This window comes from Arthrobacter sp. 01L42 (genome assembly GCF_056400005.1).
The window spans coordinates 33,148-55,923 of the sequence record NZ_JBFTSL010000013.1; the positions used below are offsets into that span (position 1 = coordinate 33,148).

Annotated in this window: 18 protein-coding genes and 1 tRNA gene; 8 read left to right on the plus strand and 11 right to left on the minus strand. The window is 68.2% G+C overall.

All coding sequences use genetic code 11. The annotated features are described in order from the left end of the window. Nucleotides 1-64: 64 nt before the first annotated feature. On the minus strand, nt 65-589 hold the full coding sequence (locus AC1DN2_RS12735; RefSeq protein WP_476850660.1) for a cellulose binding domain-containing protein: 525 nt from the start codon (nt 587-589) through the stop codon (nt 65-67). On the opposite strand from AC1DN2_RS12735, the gene AC1DN2_RS12740 reads away from it, so the two are divergent. Continuing rightward, nucleotides 550-1,863: an MFS transporter gene (locus AC1DN2_RS12740; RefSeq protein WP_476850597.1), complete on the plus strand. Its 1,314-nt coding sequence runs from the start codon at nt 550-552 to the stop codon at nt 1,861-1,863. The two genes, AC1DN2_RS12735 and AC1DN2_RS12740, sit on opposite strands and share 40 nt — an antisense overlap. Here AC1DN2_RS12740 and AC1DN2_RS12745 read toward each other — a convergent pair. Further along, nucleotides 1,860-2,333, minus strand: coding sequence for a hypothetical protein (locus AC1DN2_RS12745; protein ID WP_476850598.1), 474 nt, complete (start codon nt 2,331-2,333; stop codon nt 1,860-1,862). The genes AC1DN2_RS12740 and AC1DN2_RS12745 overlap by 4 nt on opposite strands. An 86-nt stretch (nt 2,334-2,419) precedes the next feature. On the opposite strand from AC1DN2_RS12745, the gene AC1DN2_RS12750 reads away from it, so the two are divergent. Then, nucleotides 2,420-3,457 carry a hypothetical protein gene (locus AC1DN2_RS12750; protein WP_476850599.1) on the plus strand — a complete coding sequence of 346 codons (1,038 nt, stop codon included), beginning with the start codon at nt 2,420-2,422 and terminating at the stop codon, nt 3,455-3,457. A 36-nt stretch (nt 3,458-3,493) separates the two neighbouring features. Beyond that, entirely contained in the window at nt 3,494-3,751 is a 258-nt protein-coding gene (locus AC1DN2_RS12755) for a hypothetical protein (protein WP_476850600.1), read from the plus strand. Between the two features lie 213 nt (nt 3,752-3,964). Here AC1DN2_RS12755 and AC1DN2_RS12760 read toward each other — a convergent pair whose 3' ends face one another. The 7 genes from AC1DN2_RS12760 to AC1DN2_RS12790 form a co-directional block, all read right to left on the minus strand. After that, nucleotides 3,965-4,810: an aldo/keto reductase gene (locus AC1DN2_RS12760; RefSeq protein ID WP_028276361.1), complete on the minus strand. Its 846-nt coding sequence runs from the start codon at nt 4,808-4,810 to the stop codon at nt 3,965-3,967. A 163-nt stretch (nt 4,811-4,973) separates the two neighbouring features. Further along, complete coding sequence (locus AC1DN2_RS12765; RefSeq protein ID WP_476850661.1) at nt 4,974-5,441, minus strand: hypothetical protein; 468 nt, start codon at nt 5,439-5,441, stop codon at nt 4,974-4,976. A 7-nt stretch (nt 5,442-5,448) separates the two neighbouring features. Next, complete coding sequence (locus AC1DN2_RS12770) at nt 5,449-6,126, minus strand: bacterial proteasome activator family protein (RefSeq protein WP_476850601.1); 678 nt, start codon at nt 6,124-6,126, stop codon at nt 5,449-5,451. 132 nt (nt 6,127-6,258) lie between these two features. Then, the gene (locus AC1DN2_RS12775) at nt 6,259-6,450 is read right to left on the minus strand and encodes a YbdD/YjiX family protein (RefSeq protein WP_476850602.1); all 192 of its coding nucleotides are present in this window, start codon (nt 6,448-6,450) and stop codon (nt 6,259-6,261) included. Nucleotides 6,451-6,463: 13 nt separating this feature from the next. Continuing rightward, nucleotides 6,464-8,803: a carbon starvation CstA family protein gene (locus tag AC1DN2_RS12780; protein ID WP_476850603.1), complete on the minus strand. Its 2,340-nt coding sequence runs from the start codon at nt 8,801-8,803 to the stop codon at nt 6,464-6,466. A 134-nt stretch (nt 8,804-8,937) separates the two neighbouring features. Then, the gene (locus tag AC1DN2_RS12785) at nt 8,938-9,474 is read right to left on the minus strand and encodes a PadR family transcriptional regulator (RefSeq protein ID WP_223914389.1); all 537 of its coding nucleotides are present in this window, start codon (nt 9,472-9,474) and stop codon (nt 8,938-8,940) included. A gap of 178 nt (nt 9,475-9,652) precedes the next feature. Beyond that, nucleotides 9,653-10,636, minus strand: a complete 984-nt coding sequence (locus tag AC1DN2_RS12790) for an NAD(P)H-quinone oxidoreductase (protein WP_476850604.1) — start codon at nt 10,634-10,636, stop codon at nt 9,653-9,655. Nucleotides 10,637-10,799: 163 nt separating this feature from the next. On the opposite strand from AC1DN2_RS12790, the gene AC1DN2_RS12795 reads away from it, so the two are divergent. Beyond that, a tRNA-Ser gene (locus AC1DN2_RS12795) sits at nt 10,800-10,887 on the plus strand. Nucleotides 10,888-11,646: 759 nt separating this feature from the next. Continuing rightward, nucleotides 11,647-11,928: a hypothetical protein gene (locus tag AC1DN2_RS12800; RefSeq protein ID WP_476850605.1), complete on the plus strand. Its 282-nt coding sequence runs from the start codon at nt 11,647-11,649 to the stop codon at nt 11,926-11,928. 54 nt (nt 11,929-11,982) lie between these two features. Here AC1DN2_RS12800 and AC1DN2_RS12805 read toward each other — a convergent pair whose 3' ends face one another. Further along, nucleotides 11,983-12,870 (minus strand): helix-turn-helix transcriptional regulator, encoded by an 888-nt coding sequence (locus AC1DN2_RS12805; RefSeq protein WP_476850606.1) that lies wholly within the window; start codon nt 12,868-12,870, stop codon nt 11,983-11,985. Between the two features lie 231 nt (nt 12,871-13,101). Here AC1DN2_RS12805 and AC1DN2_RS12810 point away from each other — a divergent pair, with 231 nt between their 5' ends. The 3 genes from AC1DN2_RS12810 to AC1DN2_RS12820 all read left to right on the plus strand — a co-directional run bounded on the left by AC1DN2_RS12810 (nt 13,102) and on the right by AC1DN2_RS12820 (nt 20,235). Beyond that, nucleotides 13,102-14,361 (plus strand): MFS transporter, encoded by a 1,260-nt coding sequence (locus AC1DN2_RS12810; protein ID WP_476850607.1) that lies wholly within the window; start codon nt 13,102-13,104, stop codon nt 14,359-14,361. A 124-nt stretch (nt 14,362-14,485) separates the two neighbouring features. After that, nucleotides 14,486-15,289 carry a VOC family protein gene (locus tag AC1DN2_RS12815; protein ID WP_230009777.1) on the plus strand — a complete coding sequence of 268 codons (804 nt, stop codon included), beginning with the start codon at nt 14,486-14,488 and terminating at the stop codon, nt 15,287-15,289. A 374-nt stretch (nt 15,290-15,663) separates the two neighbouring features. Then, nucleotides 15,664-20,235 carry an ExeM/NucH family extracellular endonuclease gene (locus tag AC1DN2_RS12820; protein ID WP_476850608.1) on the plus strand — a complete coding sequence of 1,524 codons (4,572 nt, stop codon included), beginning with the start codon at nt 15,664-15,666 and terminating at the stop codon, nt 20,233-20,235. Nucleotides 20,236-20,503: 268 nt separating this feature from the next. Here the strand turns inward: AC1DN2_RS12820 and AC1DN2_RS12825 are convergent, their stop codons facing one another. Then, nucleotides 20,504-22,726 (minus strand): FAD/NAD(P)-binding protein, encoded by a 2,223-nt coding sequence (locus tag AC1DN2_RS12825; RefSeq protein ID WP_476850609.1) that lies wholly within the window; start codon nt 22,724-22,726, stop codon nt 20,504-20,506. Nucleotides 22,727-22,776 lie beyond the last annotated feature (50 nt).

Below are 22,776 nucleotides of genomic sequence, written 5' to 3' on the forward strand. Positions count from 1 at the left end.
GGCCGCGGCTCCAGGCTGCTTCTCGTCAATACGTTACGCGGTGAGGTCGTCCTTGCTCGGCCGGCTACTTCAGGGTGAGCACCGGGTTGACGGGAGCCTTCAGCGAATCCACCTGCAGGCCTACGGACAGCTTCTGGCCGGCGACGACCTTGGTGGCCCAGTCCGAGCCGCTGCAGGTCACCGACACCTTGGGGAGCACCGTGCAGCTGATGCCCCACGAGTTGGCCACCCGGGTGACGTTCGGATCGGGCCAGCTCACGCTCCAACCGGCCGCCGCCCGGAGGCCGGTGACCTCGATATTGGCCACGTAGCCGCCGGTCCATGAACTACCGAGTTTCCAGACCGCGCTGATCGGCGCGCCCGATGTAGGGGTGGGCGAGGGCGTCGGCGTGACGGTCGGCGTCGCGGTGGCGGTTGCGGTCGGCGTCGCGGGGACGGCCCCGCCCAGAAAGAACCTCTTTGGCCAATATTTCCTTCTGCGCCTCGACCCCGCGACAGGCCCCTGACCTGCGTATTGTCTTTTTCCGGGCCGTCCGTCAGCCTTAGGAAATGGAACGGCCCCGGCGCAGGATGCCAGCCGGCCAGCAATACCCGCCGTCGCGGTCCGGCCAAACCGGGAATTGGCGGCACCGGCTGTGGGGCCCGGTTGTCGGCTTCGGCCTGGTCAGCCTCGCCGCGGACATGGTGTCCGACGGCGCCCGCCCGCTCGGCGGTCCCCTGCTGGCCCAGCTCGGTGCGTCCGCGCTGTTCGTCGGCCTCGTGACCGGCGCCGCCGAGGCCGCGTCCCAGGGACTCCGGCTGGTGTTCGGCCCCTGGGCGGACCGCACCGGGAAGTACTGGACTTTCACGATGGCCGGCTATGTGCTGACGGCGGTGTGCGTCCCGCTGCTGGCATTGACACCGTTCGCCGGGACCGCCGGGATGGCCCTGGCGGCCGCGCTCATCATCGGGGACAGAGTAGGCAAAGCCGTCCGCAGCCCGGCGAAAACCGTGCTGCTCGCCACCGTCGCCGGGCCGGTTGGCCGGGGCCGCGGCTTCGCCGTCCACAAGTCCTTCGATCTGGCCGGGGCGCTCTTGGGCCCGCTGCTCGTCTCGGCGGTGCTGGTTGCCACCGGCTCACTGCCGGCAGCCTTTGCGGTGCTCATCATTCCGGCGGCGGCGGCGCTGGCGATTCTCGTTTGGCTGCGTCGCCGCGTCAGGGATCCCGGCGCGGACAGGCCTGCGGCCGACCCCTCCGACCTGCCGGAGCCGCCCCGCGGGAAACCCGCCGGGCGGCCGCCGTCGGCGCTCTCCAGCGCCTTCATCTTGTTTGCGTTGGCCGGGTTCTTCTGGAGCGCCGGACTGGTCGCCTTCGGCGTCATCTCCTATCACCTGACGGCCGACGTGGCCGTCCCCGTCTCGGTGGTTCCGCTGCTGTACGCCGGCGCCATGGGGGCCGGCGCCGTCGGGGCCCTCGCCAGTGGCTTCCTGTACGACCGCGCCGGGGCGGCCGTGCTCCTGGCACTTCCCGTGCTGATTATGGGGGTGCCCGTGCTGGCCCTGGCGCCGAGCGCCGGGCTCGTGCTCGCGGGCGTCCTGGTCTGGGGCGCCGCCACCGGCATCCAGGACTCCACGGTCAAGGCGTTGGTTGCCGATCTGGTGCCCCAACCCCGGCAGGGCACGGCGTACGGGGTGTTCGCGGCGTTCGAGGGCGCCGGCGCCTTGGCCGGCGGCGCCCTGTACGGGTCACTTTACGGCGCACGGCCGGTGCTCATCGCTGCCGTGGCCACACTGCAGGCAACGGCCTTCGTCCTGCTGCTCGTCACGCTGCACCGGGCCCGGCACGCATCACCTGGCCAAGGGCCCGCGGATGGGCTGAGTTAGCGCGCCCAGACCGAGGCCGCGCCGGAATGTCCCGTGATGATGCTCTGGTAAATGAAGAAGCCCCCCGCGAGGGCGCCGGCAATCAGGACGGCTCCCCGGACAATCCCGTTGCTCCGAAGGCCGCCAAGGAACGCCAGGCGCCGGCCAAAGGGCTCGTAGGTGACTATCAACATTGCCGCGACCAGGACGAAGAAGATCACGGAAAGCACTTTGAGTACGTCACCTTCCTGGGCGTGCTCGTGGACCACCGCCGACGCCGGACGGACTTTCTCCAACTGCTCGCCTGCCTGCGCGGTCAGGAGTGTTACTGGCACCAGCCCCAGTGACAACACGCCCAGGGGCCAGGCCAGGTAGCCCCACCAGCGCCGTGCCACGGCATAAACGATGGCGCCAAGACCTGCGATGGGCGCTAATACCACTACGGCGTGGACGAGCAGGACATGGGCCGGGAGCCCACCAATTTCGATCAAGTGAAATCTCCTCCAGAACGTGACGGCACCGGGTCTGATGATGGGGCAGCGAACTCGCGGCGGGGCCAGACTCCTATGATTCTTGCATGGGATCGCGGGAACTAGCGGGCATTGCCGGACCGCTCTATGCATTGCCCTACGGGGATTTCGTGGCTGCTAGAACGGCGGCGGCCAAAGACGTCAGTTCCGCGGGCGTCACCGCCGCCGAGCAGCGTGCCCTGGCGGCCGCAGTCCGTGCCCTGCCCAAGCCGTCCGTGGCGGCGTGGGCGGTGAACATGCTGGCGGCGCACCGCCCCGAAATCCTGCGGGAGCTGGCTGCGCTGGGGACGTCGATGCAGGCCGCACAGGATGCCCTGGATGCAGCGGACCTCCGTCGCCTCGCCCAGCAGCGGCGCCAGCTCCTCGGCAGCACGGTGAAGGCGGCACAGGCCTTGGCGGCCCGGCACGGACGGGCCATCAGCGCCGCCGTCGCAACGGAAGTGGAGCAGACCCTGCGGGCCGCCACCGCCGATCCGGGGGCCGCCGCCGCCGTGCAAAGCGGCTGCCTGCTCCGGGCGCTCTCGGCGGACGGGGTCGACGTCGTCGATCTCGCCGGCGCAGTGGCTGTCCCGGGGAGCCATGCGGCGACGGCGCCCGGCACTGGAGCCGCGCCTGGAACGGCCAGCGTCCGCGGGACAGAACCAGCGCCCGGCGCCGGCGGGACAGAACCGGCGGACCGGACCGCACAGCGTGGCACAACTGTCGGCGGAAAGCCGACAACGGAACAACCCCGCCTCCGGGCCGTCGGCACGGCACGGATGACGCCCACGCCGTCGGCGGTGGAACGGGCGCGGGCCGCCCTGGAGGCGGCCGAAGTGGCCGCCGCGGAAGCCGACGAGGAGGCAGGCCGCGCGGCCGCGGAGCTGGCGGAGGCGGCGGCGGAAACCACCCTGCTGGCCGACGAGGTGCGCGAGCTCAGGCGGCGTCTGGACGCGGCAGAAGCCGGGCTCAAAACGGCCCGGAAGAATCACGAGCTGGCGGCGGCTTTGGCGCAGCAGACGGCACGGGCCGCCGACCGGCAGCGCCGCAAGGAAGTCCTGGCGCGGGAACGGGTGCTGCGGCTCGGCAACACGCCGGAGGAGTGAAGTCTTAGTGTCGGAGGTCAGTCGCACACTGGAATCATGGAGAACAACCAGAATTTCCAGCAGAGTTTCCGCCATGATATCGAGTCAGATTTTGAGGCGGATTTCAACGACGCACAAGATGGCGCACTGTATTTCGTGGTCACCTACCTGGACACCGACTGCGGCCGGATCCGCACCGAGAGCTTCGATGACGCTGCCGCCGCAGACCGCTTCGCCAGCCGCTGCGTTGCGGGCGAAGACGGCTGGGCCGTGGTCGATGCAATCCCGGCGAAAGAGCGCCGGGCCGCCGCCTGACTCCCGAGACTTTCGGGACCGGCGCCTGTGTCCGGGCCGTCTTTCTCCGAGCGTGTGGGATTGGCCGGTCACGGACCCGGACGGCGGGAAGGTCCCGGACGTCAGGAAGGGGCCGGACGGCGGGAAGGTCCCGGACGCCCGAAGGGCCTCCACCCCGTGCGGGGTGAAGGCCCTGTGCGAACGCCGGCTGGCTGCCGGCGTCTTGGGAGGTGCTTAGGCGAAGTCGGAGACGGCCGGATCCGGACCGATCCTGCCGGCATCTTCGGCGGAACGGTCCAGCCCGTTGATGGCCTGGATGTCGGTCTCGTCGAGGCTGACGTCCAGGGCCGCGTAGTTCTCGCGGATCCGGGACTCGGTCACCGACTTCGGGATGACCACGTTGCCGATGGCCAGGTGCCAGGCGATGACAACCTGGGCCGGGGTGGCGCCGTGCTTGGCGGCAATCTGGGCAATGACGGGGCTCTCGAGGAGCTCGCCGCCCTGGCCCAGCGGCGACCATGCCTGGGTGAGGATGCCCTTGGACGCGTTGAATTCGCGCAGGTCGGCCTGGCTGAAGAACGGGTGCAGTTCGACCTGGTTGATGGCCGGAACCACGCCGGTCTCATCGATCAGGCGCTGCAGGCCCTCCTTGGTGAAGTTGGAAACGCCAATGGTCTTGACCCGGCCCTGCTTCTGGAGCTCGATGAGGGCCTTCCAGGTGTCAACGTATTTGTCCTGCTTGGGCTGCATCCAGTGGATCAGGTACAGGTCCAGGGTCTCGAGGCCAAGCCGCTCCATGGATTCCTCGAACGCCTTCAGGGTGGACTCGTAGCCCTGGTCCGCGTTCCACAGCTTGGTGGTGATGAAAATTTCCTCGGGCTTGAGGCCGGAACGCTCGATGGCGCGGCCTACGCCTGCTTCGTTGCCGTAGATCTTTGCCGTGTCGATGTGGCGGAAGCCGGCCTCGAACGCCTGGACAACCACCTTTTCGGCCACGTCATCTTCAACCTGCCACACGCCGTAGCCAAGCTGGGGGATGGTGTTGCCGTCATTGAAAGTCAGTTCCGGTGAAAAAGTCATATAAGTATCCTGCCAATTTCGGCGCCCTCCGGCCAGCGACAGGGCGCCGCTAAGCTAGGCGCGTAACCGGGAATACCCGGGAATTTCGGGAAATATCGGGAAATTTCGGGAACTCCAGCCATGCCGGGACGGGCCTGTGCAAGAGACTAATTCGCGAAGGGGCTCAGGCTGGCGTCGGCCCGCCGCCGTCGGCTTCCGCAAGCCGGCGCTCGGCGTCGTGGACCTGTTCCAGCACGGAATCGGCGCGCCGCCGCACCGACGCGGCACCCGCCGGGACCGGCCCCACTGCGAGCCGGAGCATCGCGGCCGCCTCAGCCGTCATGGCCAGGGAGTTGCCGGCCGTCGACAGGGCGCGGTGAACCCCCGCCAGCGGCCCCGGGATGTCCAATCCATTGCTGGGAAAGCGCCGCTGGGCCTCCACGCAGACGTGCCGGACCCGGGGCGCGAGCGCGGAAAGCTGATTGGCGATCTCGACGAGCTCGCCGTACAGGGCCTCGTCTTCGACCCCCTCAAGGACCTGGTGGTAGCGGTCAAGTCCGCGGTTGAACCGGTCGTGGGCGCGCCGCCAGAGCCCCTTGCCAAGTTCTGCGTCGTCCCTGCGGCCTTGCCGTGCTGCGCTGAAGAAGCCCAAGGTCGCGCTAAAGGTACTGGCCCGGGCCATGGTCAGGGTCCGCGGGTTCGGGCGGCTCGGGGGACTCCGCGCCGTGACGCGGCGCGGCGGCGCGGACCGGTTCGCCGTTTTCCCCGATGATGACGCCCGGCGCGATCACGGTTCCGGGCGGCAGCTGGCGCAGCTGCATTTGGGCGTAGGTGTGCTCCCTGGCGGCGTGCTGCGCCGCGATGGCCGTCTGGATGCCGTGGAAGAGCCCCTCAAGCCAGCCGACCAGCTGGGCCTGGGCTATCCTCAGTTCCGCGTCGGAGGGGGTGGCGTTCTCCGGAAAGGGGAGGTTGATCCGTTCGAGCTCCTCAACGAGCTCCGGGGCCAGGCCGTCCTCGAGTTCTTTGATGGACCGGTCGTGGATTTCGGCCAGCCGGACGCGGGCCGCGTCGTCCAGGGGCGCGGACTTCACCTCGTCCAGCAACTGCTTGACCATCGTGCCGATCCGCATGACCTTCGCGGGCTGGTCCACGAGGTCCTGAAGTTCGCTGCCCCGGGGCGGCCTGGGCCCGGCACCGGATCCACCGGCGCGGCCGGGCGGCACTGCAGCCGGTGGCGCCAGGGGCGTCCCGGGCAGGGCGTCATCCACGGGTGTGCCTTCGACGGGCACGTCGTCGGCAGTTTGGGCGCTGGGCTGAGTGTCGTGCTGATCGCTCATGGCTTCATACTCTCACGCGCCGGGCGGCCCGGACCCGGCGTCCGCCGGGAGCGGAGGGGCGGCGTCGGACACCGTTGTGCCCCACGCCGCCCTCCCCCGTCCCGGCCGGGCCAGCTGCCCAGCATCAGCCGCTCAGCAACACCGCCCTTGCGGGTTGGTGTCCTGCCGGTCGGTCCGGTCACGCCAGAACTCCCGCTCGGTGAGCGGACGGCTGGTGTGCTCGGAGGCCTCATGGTGCTCCAGGTACTTCTTGTAGGCATCGGCGCCCAGCACACCGCCGAGGTACCCGGCAAACCCGCGGAACCCCGCGAGGACCGCGTTCACGCCCGGCCCCGCATCAGTGGTGCCCGGACTTTTCGAGCCGGTCTCCGGCCGGGAGCTGGTTCCACTCAGCCACGAGGTCACGCTCCGCCGCCGTGGGGACAAACCCTGCCGGGGCGAAGACACGGGAGGCCCGGGCGGGGTCTTCGTTCTCGGCGTTGGGGAGCCCCGCGGCCGTGTTCCGCAGGGCCTTGATGGTCGCCATCACAGCCGTGACGATGACGACGATGCTCAGCACCACGAAGATGACCGACAGCCATCCCTGGATCATGGTGTTGCGGACCACGGCCTCCATGGCGGCCTGGGTCTTGGCGGTTCCGAAGGACGTCTTGCCGTCCGCAAGAGCCTTGGCGAAGGCTGCGTTGTTGGCGAAGTAGCCCACCGCCGGAACGGGCGAGAAGATCTTATAGAAGCTCGCCGTGATGGTCACGACGGCGGCGAACGCCAGCGGCGCCGCCACGATCCACAGGTACTTCGGGGCGGTGCGCTTGGCGGCAATGGCCAGGCAGACCGAGAGGGCGATGGCCGCCAGCAGCTGGTTGGCGATGCCGAACAGCGGGAACAGGGTGTTGATGCCGCCCAGCGGGTCGGTGACGCCCATGATCAGGACCGCGCCCCATGCGGCCACCATGATGGCCGTGCAGAGCCAGGCACCCGGGCGCCAGGAGTGTTCCTTGAACTTCGGGACGAAGTTGCCGATCGAGTCCTGGAGCATGAACCGGGCAACGCGGGTGCCGGCGTCGACGGCCGTGAGGATGAAGAGGGCCTCAAACATGATGGCGAAGTGGTACCAGAAGGCCATCATCGCCGTGCCGCCGATGAACTGCTGCATGATGTGGGCAAGGCCGACGGCGAGGGTGGGCGCGCCGCCCGAACGCGACACAATGCTTTGCTCCCCGACGTCCTTGGCCGTCTGCGCGAGATCACCGGCCGTGATGTTGACGCCGGACAGGCCCAGGCTGTTGACCCACGCGGCCGCGGTCTCGACGGTCCCGCCGGTCAGCGCCACGGGGGCGTTCATGGCGAAGTAGATGCCGCGGTCAATGGAGATTGCGGCCACGAGGGCCATGATGGCCACGAAGGATTCCATGAGCATGCCGCCATAGCCGATCAGGCGCGTCTGGCGCTCCTTCTCGATCAGCTTCGGTGTGGTGCCGGAGGCGATCAGCGCGTGGAACCCGGACAGCGCGCCGCAGGCGATCGTGACGAACAGGAACGGGAACAGGGCGCCGGAGAACACCGGACCGTTGTCCCGGCCGGCGAACTCGCTGAAGGCCGGCACGGTGATTTCGGGGCGGACCACGATGATGGCCAGCGCCAGCATCACAATCACGCCGATCTTCATGAACGTGGAGAGGTAGTCGCGGGGGGCCAGGAGGAGCCAGACGGGCAGGATGGCTGCGATGAAGCCGTAGATGATGAGGCCCCAGGCGATGGTGACCTTGTCCAGGTGGAAGAACGCGGCACCCCATTCGGTGCCCGCCACGGCGCCGCCGCCGATGATGGCGGCCATGAGCAGCACGAAACCGATCACGGACACCTCCATGACCTTGCCCGGCCGGATGAAGCGCAGGTACACGCCCATGAAGAGGGCGATCGGGATGGTCATGCCCACCGAGAAGACGCCCCAGGGGCTCTCGCCGAGGGCGTTGACAACCACCAGGGCGAGGATGGCCACGATGATCACCATGATGAGCAGGGTTGCGACGAGGGCGGCCGTGCCGCCGATGACGCCGAGTTCCTCGCGGGCCATCTGGCCCAGGGACCGGCCCCCGCGGCGCATGGAGAAGAACAGGACGAGGTAGTCCTGGACGGCGCCGGCAAGGACGACGCCGATGATGATCCAGATCGTGCCGGGTAGGTAGCCCATCTGGGCCGCGATGACCGGGCCCACCAGGGGGCCGGCGCCGGCGATGGCGGCAAAGTGGTGGCCGAAGAGGACGTTGCGGTCCGTCCGGACGTAGTCCTTGCCGTCGGCCTTGTATTCGGCCGGGGTGGCACGGCGGTCGTTGGGCTTGGTCAGGTAACGCTCAATGACCTTGGAGTAGAAGCGGTAGCCGATCAGGTAGGTGCAGACGGAGGCGAACACAAACCAGATGGCATTGACGGTCTCGCCGCGGATGATGGCGAGCATGAACCAGGCGATCCCGCCCAGCAGCGCAATGGCCGCCCACAGCGCGATCTTGGCGGGCGTCCAGGCGCGGTCCGCGGCGTCGCGGACCGACTCATCCACCGACGTCGGCGGGAGGGACGGGTCCGGGACGACCCCGTCGTCGAGTTGCGCGGTGCCACGCGCGCTGCCCTGCGTGAGGTTGTTTGTGCTTTCGCGTTGTGTGCCATCTGGCATTGTGCCCATGTCTCCTCCTTGAGAAACCCAGCTGGGCAGTCCACCGGTACAGAACTGCCCTCCGGCACCCTACCAATGCGGGCGGGTCCCGGTCGGGTCCCTGCGCCCGGCGGTGTGGATTGCGCGACGAGCGGTCGGCCCGGCTACGCCCGGAGGTTGCTGAGCTGCACGAGGCGGGCCTCGCAGAGGTCCAGCCAGCGCACCTCGGCTTCGGTCTGGAAGATGAGGGAATCCAGCACCAGGAGCCTGGCGGTGTCGGCCGGGCGCTGAAGCGCGGCCGTGTCGCGGCGGGACTTGGTGTAGTCCTGCAGCGCGCGGATGGAGACCGTCCGCTGGGCCTGGATGATGGCGCCGACGTCTGTCCCGGGAATTGTGAGGCCGAGGGCGAGCTTGATGGCCAGTTCATTCCGGGGCGGATTCGCGCGGGATACCGGGGCCGTGAACCAGGAGCCGACTTCGGTCCGGCCGGCCGTGGTGATGCTGTAGATGACGTGCCCGTCGCCGTCGCCGCCGTCTTTGCGGACCAGCCCGTCGCGTTCCAGCCGGTCCAGGGTGGTGTAGACCTGTCCGATGTTCAGCGGCCAGGAGGACCCGGTGCGGTCCTCGAATTCGGTCCTGAGCTGGTACCCGTAGCGCGGGCGGTCCTGCAAGAGGGCGAGGAGACTGTGACGGATAGACATGGCGCCCCCCGGAATCGCTAAGTCACGAAATCACACAGCATACACGCGCCCCAAGACGCGTGTATACCGCGTATGGAACCACGCTATCGCCTTTGGTGTCCTTGCCGCAAAACAGCGCATGCCCCGCACGGAATAAGTCGGTCCGGACCTGCGGTTTCAGGCCGGATCCGGCACCCCGCTACATGACCAGCAGGACCTTGCCCACGTGGTCGCCGGAGTCGAAGTAGGTGTGTGCGGCGGCGACCTGGTCCAGCGGGAAGCTCTTGGCCACGAGGGGCCGGATCCTGCCGTCGGTCAGCATCGGCCACACGGCGTCGCGGACGGCGTTCATGATCACGGTCTTTTCCTCGACCGGGCGGGGACGCAGCGCGGTGGCGATGATGGCGGCCCGTTTCTGCAGCAGCTGGCCAAGGTCCAGTTCCGCCTTCGCGCCGCCCTGCAGCCCGATCACCACGAGGCGTCCGTAGTCGGCGAGCGCATCGATGTTCTGTTCGAGGTACTTGGCCCCGACGACGTCGAGGATGACGTCCGCGCCTTTGCCGCCGTTTTGCGCGCGCAGGCTCGCCGGGAAGTTTTCCTCCGCGTAGTTGATGGCGATGTCCGCCCCGAGGAAGGCTTTGGCGGTGCCGACTTTTTCCGCGTTCCCGGCCGTCGTGGCCACGCGGGCGCCAACGGCCTTGGCCAGCTGGATGGCCATGGTGCCGATACCGCCTGTGGCTCCGTGGATGAGGACAGTTTCACCCGGCTGCAGCTGCGCCGTCATGATCAGGTTGGAATAGACCGTCGCCGCGACCTCGGGCAGCGACGCCGCTGTGACCAGATCCACGCCGTCGGGGATCCTCAGGACCTGCCCCGCGGGCACGGCCACCTGCTCGGCGTAGCCGCCGCCGGCGAGCAGCGCCACCACCTTGTCCCCCACGGAAAACGCCTTGGTCACGCCCGGACCGAAGCCTGCGATCCGGCCGGAGACCTCCAGCCCGGGGACCTCCGAGGCGCCCGGGGGCGGCGGGTAGAAGCCCTTGCGCTGCTGGACATCGGCACGGTTAAGGCCCGCGGCCACGACGTCGATCAGCACCTCCCCGGGGCCGGCCACCGGGGCCTGAACCTCACGGACTTCCAGGACCTCGGGTCCGCCGGGCTCTGATATATAGACAGCCTTCATGGAGCACTCCCGATTCCTAACTGGCTCCGCGCACGTTCGCCGCGATCGCCAGGTCCGATCAACATCACTCCCCAGAATATGGCGGGGAGCTGCACGCGTCCGCAAGCGCACCGTGTTTTTGGTTTTTGTGGCAGCCGACTGCCTATGAAAGACTACTCGTTAGGGAAGGTTGTCCGAGCGGCCGATGGAGCTGGTCTTGAAAACCAGTGTGCGGTGACCCCGTACCAAGAGTTCGAATCTCTTACCTTCCGCGGGAGCGCAGATCTTGCGCGGTTCAGAGGCCGGCCCGGGGCGATCGAAAGATCGTTCCGGGCCGGCCTTACTCGTCTCCGCCCCGGAGTGAAACTCCCGACCGGCCCAAGAATCATCTGCTGTGAATGTTGGCCGTGTTGGCGGCCAACTGGCAGCCCAAGGTAACGGTTCTGCACCGTCTTCCAGACCTGACAATAACTTCCGGCCCCATACCTGATACTGAGGTCTCGAGCGGGATAATCACCCCGCCGTCGCAAATATTGGGGGAACAATAAGTGGGTCTCAACCGCACCGGGTTTTACGCGCATGTCACAATGGCGGGCATTGCGCTCAGCCTCGTCCTTGCCGGATGTGCATCACGGCCAGGAACTGATCCTGCCGCTGCCGCTCCGCGCTCGACCACCGGGGCCACGGCTGGGGCCGCGCCGACCGTGACGGCCACACCAACCGCCACTCCAGCACCGGTGGCGCCGACCGCCAGCGCGGCACCCCCGGTGGCGGCGCCTGCCCCGTCAGTGAAGCCTGCAGCACCTGCGCGGAAGGCGTTCACTTTCCCGGATGGCCACATTTCCTTCACGTATCCGTCGACCTGGACCGTGCGCACGGTCCTCCCGCCTGCCCGAACCGTCCCCGGCGTTGAAGCGATCGTTTCCGATGGCGCCGGCAACGATCTGCTCTCACTACAAAATGGCTTTACCACTGGTTGCGCAGCTGCGCCCACCTCCCGCGAAGTGTTCGATAAGGTGCAGGCTCCGGGAATGACCGCACCGGACGGCACTAAACCCGTTTTTGGGTTCGCCGTGGAATCCTCTTCGACCCGCGATTTTTACGGAATGGGTCTCCGCGACCCTCGATACCTGGAGCAGGGCAAAGGCGTCACCTCCTGCTGCGGGCTCCTCGCCACGGGGAATGGCGGGCTCACCACGAGTATTCTTTTCAACGACCCCGCGTTCCCGACCCGGACCGCCGCTAAGGCCTGGATGGCAACAGACCAATACGCCCAGCTCAAGGCGCTGCTCATCAGCCTGAACTACGTCTAAGGCAACTCCGGCGCCGGGTAACACGCTCTCTGGCGGCACGGAACTTTCCCTCCGTCAGCTGGTTGCCCGGCGCCGTTCGATCGTGGCGTCGTCGCTTGCACTCCAGCTGGCGAGGAGGTGCAGCCGTTCCGCTGAGGGCGAGCCCGGCTCGGCGGTGTAGACCAAGAGGACCAGGCCCGGTTCCGCGGTGATCGCCAGTTCCTCGTAGGCCAGCGTGAGTTCGCCGGCCACGGGGTGGTGAAAGCGTTTCGTGCCGGACCCGTGAGTCCGCACATTATGGGCGCCCCACAGTGTCCGAAACGTCTCACTGCGGGTCGACAGTTCGCCGACCAGGTCCTGCATGGTGCGGTCGTGGGGGTCGCGGCCGGCTTCAGCGCGCATGATGCCGACGCACATTTCGCCGAACAAGTCCCAGTCGGGGTAGAAGTCGCGCGAGGCGGGGTCGAGGAACTGGAACCGCGCCAAGTTAGGGGTGCGGCCGCCGTCCCCGATCACCGGAGAGTAGAACGCCCGGCCCAACGCGTTCGTCGCTAGCAGGTTCTGGTACGGGTCGCGAACGAATGCGACGCCCTCGGTGATCGCTTCCAGCGCCCACTGCAGGCTCAGACGCGCCCCTGCCTGGACGGTCGCGCGCCTGCGCGACCGTCCAGAGGTCGGGATGCCGTCTGCGGCGCGGGCCAGATCGAACAAGTGGGCACGCTCGGTGTCGTCAAGCCGGAGGGCCCGGGAGATGGATTCGAGCACGGACGAGGACGCACCGGCGATGGAACCGCGCTCCAGCTTGGCGTAGTACTCCACGCTGACGTCGGCGAGGACCGCAACCTCGCTGCGCCTCAATCCGGCCACCCGTCGGTTCGAGCCTGCCGCAAGGCCCGCTTGTTCCGGCGTCAGTCGTGCACGGCGCGACATCAGGAACTCACGCACTTCACCCCGGTTATCCATGCATCAAGGGTAAATCGCTGCGGCCAAACAAGGGGTTCCCTCCCGGTACACGTCTCACCGGGGACTCCCCCGCCCGCGGAAATCGGGCTTGACTGGCCAGAGCGTTGACTGTGCTTCGCGGCCTGCGGAACGGTCGACGACGTCGGGCGAGGCGCCGCTTCCGGTGGCTACGCAGCCACGCTTGACCAACCCCAACGCTGAGGCATTACCGCCACCCACGAAAGGACCCGCATGACGACCGCCCCCACCCGAACACCGGCACAGGAAGCCAGTGCCTTGGTCGACGCCACACCAGAGGGCAGCGCACAAGAAAACAGAGAACAAGAAGACAACGCACAGCAAAGACTGCCCCTGACCGCACTCGTGGTCCTGGCCGCCATGGGATTTATCCTCGTCGCCACCGAGACCATGCCTGCCGGCCTGCTTCCTGTCATTGCCGCCGGCCTCCACACCGGCGAAGGTACGGTGGGTCTGCTGGTCAGCGCATACGCCCTCGGAACGGTCATCGTCACCATCCCCGCGATCATGCTGACGCGTGGCATGCGACGAAAGCCGCTGCTGCTCGGCGGTATCGCCGGTCTCGTGCTTGCCACCACGGTCACCGCAGTCTCAGCTGATGTGACGTTGTCACTCGTGTCACGATTCTTTGCGGGCGCGTTCTCGGGAATCATCTGGGGAATGCTCGCCGCTTACGGGCGCCGCATCAGCCCGCCCCGGCACGCAGGGTTGTCCTTGGCCATCGTGTCCACCGGGGCGCCCCTCGGATTCGCGTTCGGCACCCCACTCGGCGCCTGGATCGGAACAGCTTTCGATTGGCGCTGGTCCTTCGGTGCCCTGTCCGTCCTCGGGGTCATCGTGGCTGCGCTGATCCTGGGATGCGTCCCCGACGCCGCCGGCCAACCGCGGGCGTCACGGCTCCCCCTGGGCCGGGTGTTCAAAATCCCCGGCGTCGCCGTCATCCTGGCCGTCACCGTCGCCTGGATGCTCGCCCACAGCACCATCTACACCTACATCGCCCCCTACCTCCGGGCCACCGGCACCGGCCTCTCCGCCAGCCTGGTCCTGCTGGTCTACGGCATCGCGTCCGTCGTCGGGGTCGCCGTCACCGGTGCGCTGCTGGACCGCCACCCGAGGCCCCTCCTTCACCTCAGCGTCACCGTGTTCGTCGCTTCCGGACTCATTCTGCTGATCGGACATGCATCGGCAATGGCCATCCTGATCGCCGCCGCGCTCTGGGGCCTCACCTTCGGCGGCGCATCAGCCCAGGTCCAGGGACCACTCACCACCGCCGGAGGCGACAACGCCGACGTCGCCAATGCATTCCTCCCGGTCGCCTTCAACCTGGCTATCTTCGGCGCGGGCATTCTCGGCGCGCTTCTCCTGACCCCATTCGACGGGCTGGTGCTCCCGGTCGTCATGATCGCCCTCGGCATCACCGCCCTGCTGCTCACCCTGTACGGCCGACGCTCGGCATTCCCGCGCCGGCTCTGACTGGCCATGCATTGAAACTGTCCGTGCCCCGTCATAGTCTCCTGTGTCTCCACCACCCCATCTCCACACAAACCAGAGTCCGGCGGCCGCACGTCAACGGCCGCCACAGAGAGCAGGAGCCTCCATGCCCACACCCGAGCACTCCAACGGCGCACCATGTTGGATCGACCTCATGACATCCGATGCCGAGAAGGCCAAGTCGTTCTACGGTGCGCTGTTCGGTTGGACGTACCAGACCGGCGACGAAGCAAAATACGGCGGCTACATCACCGCCTGGAAGGACGGCAAGTCCGTCGCCGGCCTGATGCAGAAGCAGGAGGATCAGGCCGCGTGGCCGGACATGTGGTCCACGTACCTGCGCTCGGAGGACGCCGCCGCCACCGTCAAGGCTGCAACGGAACACGGCGGCCAGGTCTACATGCCGCCCATGGACGTCCCCGAACAGGGCAGCATGGCGATGATCGCCGACGCCACGGGCGCGTCGGTCGGCGTGTGGCAGCCGGCGGAGATGAAGGGCTATGAACTGGCGGCCGAGCCCGGTGCCCCGGCGTGGCACGAGCTCCACGCCAAGGACTACGCCGCCGCCGTCAAGTTCTACCAGGACGTGTTCGGCTGGGACACCGACGTCATGAGCGACACCCCGGAGTTCCGCTACACCACCCTGGGCGCGGGCCCGGCGGCCAAGGCCGGGATCATGGACGCGTCTGCCTACCTTCCCGCCGAGGTCCCGTCCAACTGGCAGGTTTACTTCGCCGTGGAAGACGCCGACGCCTCCATCGAGACGGCAGTGTCCCTCGGCGCCAAGGTCATCGACGGGCCGGACAACACCCCGTTCGGCAGGCTCGCCACACTGACCGACCCCACGGGCGCGATGTTCAAGATCGTGGCCGACACCGGACAGGGCGGGCAGTCCGCCACGGACGCCTAACCGGCCAGGACGCCAGAGCTCTTCCCACCTAATTACAAAAATTGTTGTAGGAAATACCGGCCAGAGCCTTCCCCGAGGGCTACTGGCCGGTATTCTGCTGTGGAGCGTCCGGTGGAGGCACCCGGACACCGCTCACCCGTATCACCAGTCACCATTGCCCGGGGCTTTCGAGCCGCTCCGGGAAGGCTGCGGCGCGTCCCGCTGGGGGGCGTCCCGCCGAATGCACGTTTAGTCCATACGTTGTTCATTCACCCCTGTTTGGATGGGCCCGGCACGACTTGACCAGGAGTTCTGGCCGGCCACTGTCCGCTGCACCCTGCGGACGCACTGCACCCTGCCCTTTACCCGGGGCACCCTAATGAGAGTTAGAGCGGATGAAAATAACACCCTGGAAAACAGCGCTGGGCTCAGCACTGTCGGCGGCGCTGATAGCAGCTCCACTGGCGGCGGCCGCGCCGGCTAACGCCACCGAACCCTTGCCGGCAACAACCGGAACCTCGCCGGTGGTCATCAACGAGGCCTATCTCAGCGGCGGCAGCTCCGGCGCGGCCTTCAAGAACAAGTTTGTCGAGCTGTACAACGGCTCCGACGCACCGGTCTCACTGGAGGGCTGGAGTCTCCAGTACCGCTCAGCCCCGGGCACCGGTGCGCCGAGCTCGGTGGCAGCCCTGGCGGGCAGCATTCCCGCCAAGGGCTACTACCTGCTCAAGGGCGGCAGCAACGGCACGGCCGGCACCGACCTGCCGGCCGCCGACGCCACCGCCACCGGTTTCAACCCGGCCGGTGGCGGCGGCACGATCGTGCTGGCCAAACAGGCCACAGCACTCAACCCGCTGCCGACAGGCTCGGTCATCGAACCGGCCAACGTCGCGGACCTCCTCGGCTTCGGCACTTCCAACACCTTCGAGGCCCAGGCGGCCGCGGCGCCGTCGGGAAACACCGACGTCAAGAGCATGAACCGCAGCGACGGCGGGGACACCAACAACAACGCCGCCGACTTCGCACTGAACGCAGCCATCACGCCGACGGCGGCCAGTGGCGCTGCCGGTCCCGTGGACCCGCCCGTGGATCCACCCGTGGACCCGGGGCCGGGCACGCCTCCGGCCGCCAAGACCATTGCCGAAATCCAGGGCAACGGCACCGCAAGCCCGCTGGCAGGATCCTCGGTCACCACCCGCGGCAGGGTCACTGCCACGTTCCCCACCGGCGGCTTCGCCGGCTACTACGTCCAGACTCCCGGCACAGGCGGCGATCTCACGCCGGCCAACCACGCGGCGTCGGACGCGGTGTTCGTCTACTCGCCGTCCACAGTCGACGCCGTCAGGATCGGCGACTACGTCGAACTCACCGGCGCAGTCAGCGAATTCTTCGGCATGACCCAGCTGAACGTCGCCGCGGCGGCCGATCTGAAGAAGCTCACCGAGGCCGCCCCCGAGGTCAAGGCCACCGGCTTCGCCCTGCCCGCCGACGAGGCCTTCCGTGAGTCCCTCGAAGGCATGCTGCTCACCCCGCAGGGCCCCGTCACGGTGGCGGACAACTTCTCGCTGAACCAGTACGGCGAGATCGGCCTGGCCGGCGGCACCACCGCGCTGGCGCAGCCCACCGCCGTCGCGCCGTTCGGCTCCGCGGAGTACACCGCCACGGTCGCGGCGAACGCCGCCCGCGGCATCAAGCTCGACGACGGCGCCACCACGAACTTCCTCAAGGACGCCGCCACCAAGGCCCAGGTGCTCCCGTACCTGACCACTACGGATCACGTCCGGGTCGGCGCGCCGGTGACGTTCAAAACCAACGTGGTGCTCAGCTACGCGAACAATGCCTGGAAGTTCCAGCCCCTGACCCAGCTGACGGCCGCCAACGCGGACACCGTCCAGCCGGCTAGCTTCGGCGCCACCCGCGCGGACACCCCCGCGGCGGTTGGCGGCAATCTCAAGCTTGCCTCCTTCAACGTGCTGAATTACTTCCCCACCACCGGCGACCAGATCTCCGGCTGCACGTTCTGCCCGGACCGGGACGGCAACCCCATCACTGTCAAGGGCGGCTGCGACGTCCGCGGCGCGGCGAACGCGGAGAACTTCAAGCGGCAGCAGGACAAGATCGTCGCGGCGATCTCCAAGTCCGGGGCCGACGTCGTCACGCTCATGGAGGTCGAGAACTCGGCCCAGTTCGGCAAGAACCGGGACGACGCCCTCGCCAAGCTGGTGGATGCCCTGAACATCGCCACCCCGGGAATCTGGGACTACGTCCGCACGCCCGCCAACGCACCCCCGCTGGCGGACGAGGACATGATCCGCACCGCGTTCATCTACAAGAAGGCTGTAGCCGAACCGATCGGCGAATCCATCATCCACAACGACACGGTCGCGTTCGCCAGCGCCCGCAAGCCGATGGCCCAGGTCTTCAAGCCGGTCGGCGCCTCCGATGACAAGAAGTTCATCGCGATCGCCAACCACTTCAAGTCCAAGGGCTCCGCCGCGACGCCGGATGACACCGACAAGGGCCAGGGCGCCTCGAACCTGGCGCGCACCGCCCAGGCCAAGTCCCTGCTGGCGTTCGCCGACGAACTGCAGAAGTCCAAGGGCACGGACAAGGTCTTCCTGATCGGTGACTTCAACTCCTACGCCAAGGAGGATCCGATTAACGTCCTCACGGGCGCCGGGTACGTCAACCAGGATGAGAAGGCCAAGAACGCCGACGGGTCCGCCAAGCACTCCTACCTGTTCGGCGGCCTCGTGGGCTCGCTGGACCACATCCTCGCCTCCCCGGCGGCCAACGCCGCCGTCACCGGCGCGGACATCTGGAACGTCAACTCCGTGGAATCCGTGGCGCTGGAGTACAGCCGCTACAACAACAACGTCACCGACTACTACGCTCCGGACCAGTTCCGCGCCAGCGACCACGATCCCGTGGTGGTGGGCCTGAACTTGCCCGTCACCCCGGCAAGTGTTGAGCTGAACTTCCTGGGCATCAACGACTTCCATGGCCGCATCGATTCCAACACCGTGTTCTTCGCCGGGACCATCGAGAAGCTGCGCACCGCTGCCGCCCCGGGCGCCACCGCGTTCATCTCGGCCGGCGACAACATCGGCGCCTCGCTGTTCGCCTCGGCGATCGCCAAGGACCAGCCGACCATCGACGTGCTGAACGCCCTGGAGCTGCGCACCTCCGCGGTGGGCAACCACGAGTTCGACGGCGGCTGGGCTGACCTGCGCGACCGCGTCACCGCCGGCGGGACCAACGCCAAGTTCCCGTACCTGGGCGCCAACGTCTACGCCAAAGGCACCACCACCCCGGTCCTGCCCGAATACACGGTCCTGGACATGAACGGCGTGAAGGTCGCGGTGATCGGCACGGTTACGCAGGAGGTGCCGTCCCTGGTCACGCCGTCAGGCATCGCGGATCTTGAATTCGGTGACCCCGTCGACGCGATCAACCGGGTCGCGGCGAAGATCAAGGCGGACAAGCTCGCCGACGTCATCATCGTGGAGAACCACGACGGCGCCGGGTCGGGCGCACCCGAGGGCGCCACTTTGGAGCAGGAAATCGCCGCGGGCGGCCCCTTCGCCAAGATGGTCCAGAAGGTCACCCCGGATGTGGCGGCGATCTTCAACGGCCACACCCACAAGCAGTACGCGTGGGACGCCCCGGTCCTGGATGCGGCGGGCCAGCCCACGGGCAAGACCCGCCCGATCGTCCAGACCGGAAACTACGGCGAGTTCATCGGCCAGATCCAGCTGACCATCGACACCAGGACCATGTCGGTGACCGGGTACAAGGCCGGCAACGTCCAGCGCACCACCAGCGCCGCGCAGCCGGCAGCCGATCTTGTGGCGCAGTACCCGCGCGTCGCGGCCGTCAAGGCCATCGTGGACAAGGCCCTGGCCGACGCCGCGGTGGTCGGCAACCAGCCTGTCGGCAAGGTCACGGCGGATATCACGACGGCGTTCGCCGGTTCCCCGGCTGTGCGCGATGACCGGAGCAGCGAGTCCACGCTCGGCAACCTGGTGGCGGACTCCCTGGTGGATGCGCTGAAGGCGCCGGACCTCGGCGCCGCCGAAATCGGCGTCGTCAACCCGGGCGGCCTGCGCAACGAGCTGTACTACGCGCCCGACGGCACCATCACGTACGCCGAGGCCAACGCGGTGCTGCCGTTCGTGAACAATCTGTGGACCACGTCCCTCACGGGCGCGCAGTTCAAGACCCTGCTGGAGCAGCAGTGGCAGACCAACCCGGACGGCACGGTTCCCAGCCGTGCGTACCAGCAGCTGGGCCTGTCCAAGAACGTGAACTACACCTACGACGCCGCCCGCGCCGCCGGTGACCGGATCACCTCGATCCGGGTCAACGGTGCACTGATCGACCCGGCGAAGTCCTACCGGATCGGGACGTTCAATTTCCTGGCCACCGGCGGCGACAACTTCCGCATCTTCAAGGAAGGCACGGGCACCAAGGACTCCGGGCTCGTGGACCGCGACGCCTGGATCAAGTACCTGCAGGCCCACAACCCGGTCTCGCCGGACTTCGCCCGCCGCTCCGTGGCTGTCGTGAACACGACGGCGGCCGAGGTCAAGGGCGGCGAATCCATCACACTGGCGGTTTCGAAGCTGGACCTCACCTCACTGGGCAGCCCGGTGAATGCCTCGCTGCGCGCCGAGTTCACGGACGCTGCGGGCACCGTGACGGGCCTGGGCACGGTACCGGTGACCGCCGGCGCCGCCAACGTGAGCGTATTGGTTCCCGCTGGCGCCGCCGCCGGCACGGGCACCCTGGTGCTTACCGCCGTCGAATCCGGCACTGTGGTGAAAACGGCGGTGAAGGTCGCGGCCAGCGTCCCCGTCCCGCCGAAGTGCACGCCGCCGGTCAAGCCGACCAGGCCAGGGGATCTCGTGGGCCAGGTGAACTACGGGACAGCCATGGCAGCCTACCGGAAGTGCCTCAAGGGCTGATGCCTTAGCCCGGACTTCCTGGTCCCCCACCACGGCACATGCCCTCCCCTGGCCCGCAGCACTGGACATAAGCACCAACTGTCCACTGCCCTGCCTCAGGGGAGGGCTTGTCCATTCTTGGAGGCAGGCGCGCCGGAGGACATGTCCACTTTTGAGCGGCTCCTGAGCGGCGGGCGGGTGCGGGCTACGGGCTACGGGCTACGGGGTGCGGGCTAGGGGCTACGGGCTACGGGCTACGGGCTACGGGCTACGGGCTACGGGCTACGGGCTACGGGGCCAGGATGTCGCGGGCGATCTCGTCGGCGTCGCGCAAGGTGCGCTGGCCGCTGCGGTAGACCGGGCCCGACTTCGGCCGGGCCTCGGCGGCGATGGCCGTGCCCCATTGCGTGGCGGAGAGCTGAAGCCCGAGCACGTAAAGCCCCGGCGTCACGGACCCGTTGGCACCCAGCGGCCGGTACGGATGCGGGACGACGTCCAGCCCGGAAGTCTGCACCGGGGTCCCCTCCACGCTCATCATGAGGCGCGGCCGCACCAGCCCCTCGGCAAGCAACTGCTCCAACAAGGGCGAAGCGTTGACGGCCACCCGGTTGGCCGGGGCCAGCGCCTCGATCATCGCCGCCGCGGACACGGCCCCCGCCCCGGAACCGGACGCGGCGGCCGCCCCAAATCCGGACACAGCGTTCTCCGTCCGGCCCCTTACCGCACCCGCGTGCGCCGTCCCTGATGCAGCACCGATCACGCCGGCACTGCCCACAAAACCGCGGACCCCAGCACCGCCCGCGGCAGCACCACCGATGCCGGCAGGCTCCATCGCGGCACCTTCCGCCCCGCCGTCGGCGCTGTCATCCATTCCGCCGCCCACCCATGGTGACGCCGCGGTGAACATCCGGGCCCGCCGGTCCACGCCGAACTTGGGGTCAGGGCCCACGAAGCGCACGATTCCCGCCCGGGCCAGTGCCGCGAGCTGCGCGGAGCGCAGCGCCGGCGGGCCGCTCGCCAGGCCTTCCACGAATGATTCGAACCAGCCCCGGAGGCCCGCGACCCAGGATTCGTCCGTGATGCCGCTATCGGCCACAGCGGTCTTGAGCACGGCCCGGCCGTGGTGCAGCGCGCCGATCGCCATCTTCACCGGATCGTCCTCACCAAGGGCCGAGCGCCGGGCGTCGTCGAGCAGGTAGTCGACGACGGCGGCGTCCAGTTCGGCTCTGGAGTCAAACGAGCGCCCGGCCAGGGGCGCCGCGAGGCCGAGCAGGTCCAGGCGGTGGGATGCCCGGACATGGACGGCAATCACCGATTCCGCCGTGTGCTCCCATTTGACGGTCGAGTGAGCGTGCGGCCGCAAAGACTCGTCCAGGGCGCGCAGGAACTCGGCCGGGCCGGTCAGGATGGCATCGGGCTGCGAGCGCGCGAGCGTGGAGTAGTAGGCCCAGACCGCGTCCCGGTGCAGGAGCGGCCAGAGGTCGTAGTCGAAGGAGGGCCGGATTCCGGAGTCGGCGAACTTCGCGATCGCGCCCTCAGTGCAGTAGCGCAGCCGGACCGTTCCGGGGTAGTAGCCGGTGAGTGTCGCCTTCGCCCGGTAGGGGGTGCCGCGGCGTGAGGCGGCGATGATGAGCGGTTCGCGGCCGGACGGCAGATACGTCAGTTCAGCGTTGCCCTCCCCGGCAACGAACCGGCCGCCGCGCCCTTCCGTCAGCTGTCCCATCACGTCAAAGAAGTTCAGGCCCATGCCGCGCACCAGGACAGGTTTGCCTCCCGGCACCCGGGACCAGTCGACGTCGGCGGGCGCCGCCGGCGGCACGTACAGGAGACCGAGTTCCTCCGCCGCGGAAAGCAGCTCCCGCTGTTCAGGGTTCAACCGCGCGTCGAGGTGGCCCACGGCCAGCACCACGGAGTCGACGGTAAGTATGGTGCCGTCGTCGAGCACGACGTCGAACCGCACCGCAGCGTCCTTCGCGCCGGCCGGCCCGGAGGCGGCCAGGTCCGGGCCCGACGCCGGGGCGGCCTCCGCGGCGGCGTGGCGGACGGACGTCGCCCTCGCCGCGTGGAAGTCCACGCTGACGCCGGCCGGCAGCACGGTGAGCAGTTCCTCGAGGGTGGACCGCAGGTAACGGCCGTAAAGGGCCCGGCTGGGGAAGTCCGCCTCGCCGAGCCGTGAGAGCTCGGCACGTTCGTCGTCAGTGAGCGAAGGGTGCGGGTGGGCCTGCTGGAGTTCGCGCCACTGGTCGAATGTGCGCCCGGCCAGGGGCGGCACGAGTTCCGGGTCTTCGGGGACCACAGTGGGATAGAAGGACTGCGTGTTCATCAGGTACAGCCGCGACTGTCCGGGCTGCCAGACGTGCCCCGGGCCCGCCGGATAAGGGTCCACCACGTCGATGTGCAGGGTGCCCGCGGAGCCGGCGGAGGCCCAGTTGGCGAGGAGCCGTTCCAGCACACTCGTGCCCCGGGGACCGGCGCCTATCACTGCCGTCCGGATGCTTCGAGATATGCCCACGGCATCCAGCGTATCGGCAACCGGCCGCCGGCTTGACCTCGGTGTGACTT

Excerpts from the sequence above, each read along its gene's own strand:
- AC1DN2_RS12810 (WP_476850607.1), top strand. The coding sequence starts at position 13,102 with ATGACGACCGCCCCCACCCGAACACCGGCACAGGAAGCCAGTGCCTTG.
- AC1DN2_RS12805 (WP_476850606.1), bottom strand. The coding sequence starts at position 12,870 with ATGGATAACCGGGGTGAAGTGCGTGAGTTCCTGATGTCGCGCCGTGCA.
- AC1DN2_RS12770 (WP_476850601.1), bottom strand. The coding sequence starts at position 6,126 with ATGAGCGATCAGCACGACACTCAGCCCAGCGCCCAAACTGCCGACGAC.
- AC1DN2_RS12820 (WP_476850608.1), top strand. The coding sequence starts at position 15,664 with ATGAAAATAACACCCTGGAAAACAGCGCTGGGCTCAGCACTGTCGGCG.
- AC1DN2_RS12815 (WP_230009777.1), top strand. The coding sequence starts at position 14,486 with ATGCCCACACCCGAGCACTCCAACGGCGCACCATGTTGGATCGACCTC.
- AC1DN2_RS12750 (WP_476850599.1), top strand. The coding sequence starts at position 2,420 with ATGGGATCGCGGGAACTAGCGGGCATTGCCGGACCGCTCTATGCATTG.
- AC1DN2_RS12760 (WP_028276361.1), bottom strand. The coding sequence starts at position 4,810 with ATGACTTTTTCACCGGAACTGACTTTCAATGACGGCAACACCATCCCC.
- AC1DN2_RS12800 (WP_476850605.1), top strand. The coding sequence starts at position 11,647 with ATGACCGCACCGGACGGCACTAAACCCGTTTTTGGGTTCGCCGTGGAA.
- AC1DN2_RS12740 (WP_476850597.1), top strand. The coding sequence starts at position 550 with ATGGAACGGCCCCGGCGCAGGATGCCAGCCGGCCAGCAATACCCGCCG.
- AC1DN2_RS12780 (WP_476850603.1), bottom strand. The coding sequence starts at position 8,803 with ATGGGCACAATGCCAGATGGCACACAACGCGAAAGCACAAACAACCTC.
- AC1DN2_RS12785 (WP_223914389.1), bottom strand. The coding sequence starts at position 9,474 with ATGTCTATCCGTCACAGTCTCCTCGCCCTCTTGCAGGACCGCCCGCGC.
- AC1DN2_RS12790 (WP_476850604.1), bottom strand. The coding sequence starts at position 10,636 with ATGAAGGCTGTCTATATATCAGAGCCCGGCGGACCCGAGGTCCTGGAA.
- AC1DN2_RS12755 (WP_476850600.1), top strand. The coding sequence starts at position 3,494 with ATGGAGAACAACCAGAATTTCCAGCAGAGTTTCCGCCATGATATCGAG.